Raw genomic sequence first — 3,833 nt, 5'->3', positions numbered from 1 at the left:
GCATCCGCACCACGGCCCCGGCCCTGCACCACGAGGACCACCAGCCCCACCGCGAGCCACACCGCGCCGACCACCTGCGCCGAGCCCGACGCCTCCCAGATGACCGCCACCACGATCGCCGCGCCGAGCACCGGGATCAGCAGGTGCCGCCACCAGCTGAAGCCGTCGTCGCGGTGGCGCAGCGCGAACCAGCCCACCACGCTCGCGTGCAGCAGCAGGAACGCGGTGAGCGCCCCGATGTCCACCACCGACACCAGGTGGTCCATGCCGTCGTCCCGCCGGGCCGCCCACACCGCGGCGACCATCGTGACCACGGCCGCACACAGGAGCGCGATCCGCGGCGTCCCGGAGTCCGTTTTCGACAGGACCTTCGGCAGCCGTCGGTCCCGCGCCATCGCGAAGAGCAGCCGACCCGCCGCCGCCTGCCCCGCGAGCGCCGCGAAGGCCGCGCCGATCGCCTTGCTGACGGCCACCAGCTTGTGCAGCCACTCACCGGCCGCGGCCTCCGACGTGTCGTAGAAGGCGGTGCCCTGCTTGCCCGGATCCGCCGCCAGCTCGGCCGACGACAGCGGCTCCAGGAGGGCCACCAGATACGTCTGGAGGATGAACAGGAAGCCCGCGAGCGCCAGACAGACCAGCACCGCCCGCGCGACCTTCGCCGAACCGCCCGTCACCTCCTCGGCGAAGGAGGCGATGGCGTCGAAGCCCAGGTACGACAGGACGGCGATCGACACCGCGCCCACCACCGCCGACAGCGCGAACGCGCCCTGCGAGCCGTCCCCGGTCAGCGGCGAGAGCCAGTCGCGCTCGGCCCCGTCCCTGACCAGCACGACCACCGCCGCCCCGACGAAGACCAGCAGCACCACGACCTCCATGGCGAGCACCGCGAAGCCCACCCGCGCCGCCGTCCGCACGCCCCACAGGTTCAGCGCGGTCGTGATGAGCACCGCGAGCGCCGTCCACACCCACCGGGACACCGACGGCACCAGCGAGTTCATGGCGATCCCGGAGAAGAGGTACGCGACCGCCGGGATGAGGAGGTAGTCGAGCATCGCCATCCACCCGGCGATGAACCCGGGGCCCTTGCCGAGCCCTGCGCGCGCGTAGGCGAACACGGACCCCGCCTGGGGGACCACCCGCACCATCTGCGCGTAACTGAATGCGGTGAACGCCATGGCGACCGTGGCGATCAGATAGACCAGCGCGACCGCGCCGTGCGACTTCGCGTCGAGGGTTCCGAAGACACCCACCGGCGCCATGGGGGCGATGAAGAGCAGTCCGTAGACCACGAGGTCACGGAAGCCGAGACTCCGCCGCAGCCCGTCACCCCCCGCGGGCTCGGCACCCTCGGCGTGGGCTCCTGTACTGGCGGACTGTCCGGACATGGTGCCTCCGTAGATCAACGCAGGTCACCAGTGTCCCCAACCGGGCGATCTTTGACGCGCTGGACGCGGCCTTACGATGGTGGGCATGACTGCTACGCCTGGCTCCCGCCGTGTCCTGCTCGCCGCTCCCCGTGGCTACTGCGCGGGCGTGGACCGTGCCGTGATCGCCGTCGAGAAGGCCCTGGAGCAGTACGGGGCCCCGATTTACGTACGCCACGAGATCGTCCACAACAAGTACGTGGTGCAGACCCTGGAGAAGAAGGGCGCGATCTTCGTCGACCAGACGGCGGAGGTCCCCGAGGGCTCCATCGTCATGTTTTCCGCACACGGCGTGGCCCCGACCGTCCACGCCGAGGCCGCCGAGCGCAAGCTCGCCACCATCGACGCGACGTGCCCGCTGGTGACGAAGGTCCACAAGGAAGCGGTCCGGTTCGCCAAGGAGGACTTCGACATCCTCCTGATCGGGCACGAGGGCCACGAGGAAGTCATCGGCACGTCCGGTGAGGCGCCCGACCACATCACGCTGGTCGACGGCCCCGAGGACGTCGCGAACGTCGAGGTCCGCGACCCGGACAAGGTCGTCTGGCTCTCGCAGACCACCCTCTCCGTGGACGAGACCATGGAGACCGTCGACGCCCTGAAGGGCAAGTTCCCGAACCTGCTCTCGCCGCCCAGCGACGACATCTGCTACGCCACGCAGAACCGTCAGATCGCGGTGAAGAAGCTCGCCGAGGACGCCGAGCTGGTCATCGTCGTCGGCTCCAAGAACTCCTCGAACTCCATCCGCATGGTCGAGGTCGCCCTGGACGCGGGCGCCGACGCCTCGTACCTGGTCGACAACGCCGGCGAGATCGACGAGGCGTGGCTGGAGGGCGTGACCACGGTCGGCCTCACCTCGGGCGCCTCCGTGCCCGACGTGCTGGTGGACGGCGTCATCGAGTGGCTCGCCGAGCGGGGCTACGGCGACGTGGAGACCGTCAAGACGGCCGACGAGTCCATCACGTTCTCGCTGCCCAAGGAGCTCCGCAGGGACCTGCGCGCCGAGGCGGCCGAGCTGTCACAGCGCTGACCGCGCCGTACCGTGGGGGCCATGCAGATCTTCGGCGTGGACATCGGCGGATCCGGGATCAAGGGCGCACCCGTGGACCTGGACCGCGGAGAACTGACACAGGAACGGCACAAGGTACTGACCCCGGACCCGGCCACGCCGGACGCCGTGGTCGACGTCGTGTGCGAGGTCGTCCAGCACTTCGGCTGGACGGGCCCGGTCGGCGCCACCTTCCCCGGGGTGATCACGAACGGCACGGCACGCACCGCGGCCAACGTGGACAAGAGCTGGATCGGCACGGACATCCGCAAGCTGGTCTCCGACCGGCTGGGCGGTGTCCCGGTCACCGTCCTGAACGACGCGGACGCGGCGGGCGTCGCCGAGATGCACTTCGGCGCGGGCCGCGGCCGCACCGGCACGGTCATCCTGCTCACCCTCGGCACGGGCATCGGCAGCGCGCTGTTCACGGGCGGCCACCTGGTCCCGAACACGGAGCTCGGCCATCTGGAGCTGCGCGGCCACGACGCGGAGAAGAAGGCCTCCTCCAAGGCGCGCGAGGACGAGGACCTGAGCTGGGAGCACTGGGCGCGGCGGGTGCAGAAGTACCTCGCGCACGTGGAGATGCTGTTCTCGCCCGAGCTGTTCATCATCGGCGGCGGAGTGAGCCGCAAGGCGCACAAGTTCCTGCCGCTCATCGAGGGCATCTCGGCGGAGATCGTCCCGGCCCAGCTGCAGAACAACGCGGGCATCGTGGGGGCGGCGATGGCGGCGGCGGACGAGTGAGACGTGTGACCGGAACGGGTGGTGCGCGGCCGACTAGGCGCTCGGCAGCCGCTTCCCACGGGGGCCACCCTGCGCCGGTCCACCCGGCGCCGGGCCGCCCCGCTCGGGTCGCCCCTGCCGCCGCAGCACCATCAGCCGGATCTTCCGTACGGTCACGATGAGCCCGGCGACGAGCGTCCCGCCGTACAGCCATCCCGCGTTCAGGGCGAGCGTCGTCACGAGCCCCATGAACTGACCGCCGAACCCGTCCGTGCCCTCCGCCACGGGCAGCACCCCGGCGGCGAAGGCGATCGGCACGCCAACGGGGGCGGTGACGAGGTCGGCGGGGCGCACCCACAGGGCCGTCAGCGCGGCGACGGGCACGAACAGCACGCCGTACGCGACGACGGAGCTGCCCGCGACCAGGCGGATCAGACAGGCGAGCAGGAACATCACCGCCGTGCAGAAGAGGCCGCTGCCGAGCCCCGTCAGACGGGGGTTCGGGATGCGCCGCAGCGTGCGGTACAGCGGTGTCCTGCGCAGGGCCCGGACGAACGGTGGAACGGGACGGCGCGGGCGGGGCGTCGCCCGGTACGTCGTGCCCGGCGCGCCGGGCCGTCCCTGCGGGGGCAGCGGGG

4 protein-coding genes are annotated in these 3,833 nt (G+C 71.3%); 2 read left to right on the top strand and 2 right to left on the bottom strand.

What is annotated here, in order from left to right; all coding sequences use genetic code 11:
* Nucleotides 1-1,385: APC family permease (locus AOK03_RS31900; RefSeq protein WP_079075075.1), on the bottom strand; the 1,385-nt coding region annotated here is incomplete at its 3' end.
* An 85-nt stretch (nucleotides 1,386-1,470) separates the two neighbouring features.
* Between AOK03_RS31900 and AOK03_RS31895 the strand changes: the two genes are divergently transcribed.
* Nucleotides 1,471-2,454 (top strand): 4-hydroxy-3-methylbut-2-enyl diphosphate reductase, encoded by a 984-nt coding sequence (locus AOK03_RS31895; protein ID WP_079075076.1) that lies wholly within the window; start codon nucleotides 1,471-1,473, stop codon nucleotides 2,452-2,454.
* A gap of 21 nt (nucleotides 2,455-2,475) precedes the next feature.
* Nucleotides 2,476-3,216 carry a polyphosphate--glucose phosphotransferase gene (gene ppgK / locus AOK03_RS31890; protein WP_055568852.1) on the top strand — a complete coding sequence of 247 codons (741 nt, stop codon included), beginning with the start codon at nucleotides 2,476-2,478 and terminating at the stop codon, nucleotides 3,214-3,216.
* A gap of 33 nt (nucleotides 3,217-3,249) precedes the next feature.
* Here ppgK and AOK03_RS31885 read toward each other — a convergent pair whose 3' ends face one another.
* Entirely contained in the window at nucleotides 3,250-3,828 is a 579-nt protein-coding gene (locus AOK03_RS31885; RefSeq protein ID WP_425264430.1) for a DUF6542 domain-containing protein, read from the bottom strand.
* Nucleotides 3,829-3,833 lie beyond the last annotated feature (5 nt).

Source organism: Streptomyces atriruber (assembly GCF_001418325.1).
Lineage (GTDB): Bacteria > Actinomycetota > Actinomycetes > Streptomycetales > Streptomycetaceae > Streptomyces > Streptomyces atriruber.
The sequence above is the reverse complement of the archived record's forward strand: the minus strand, read 5'-3'. Positions and strand labels throughout refer to the sequence as shown.

Bases quoted from the DNA above. Each gene is read 5' to 3' on its own strand.
- ppgK (WP_055568852.1), top strand. From the start codon at position 2,476: ATGCAGATCTTCGGCGTGGACATCGGCGGATCCGGGATCAAGGGCGCA.
- AOK03_RS31895 (WP_079075076.1), top strand. From the start codon at position 1,471: ATGACTGCTACGCCTGGCTCCCGCCGTGTCCTGCTCGCCGCTCCCCGT.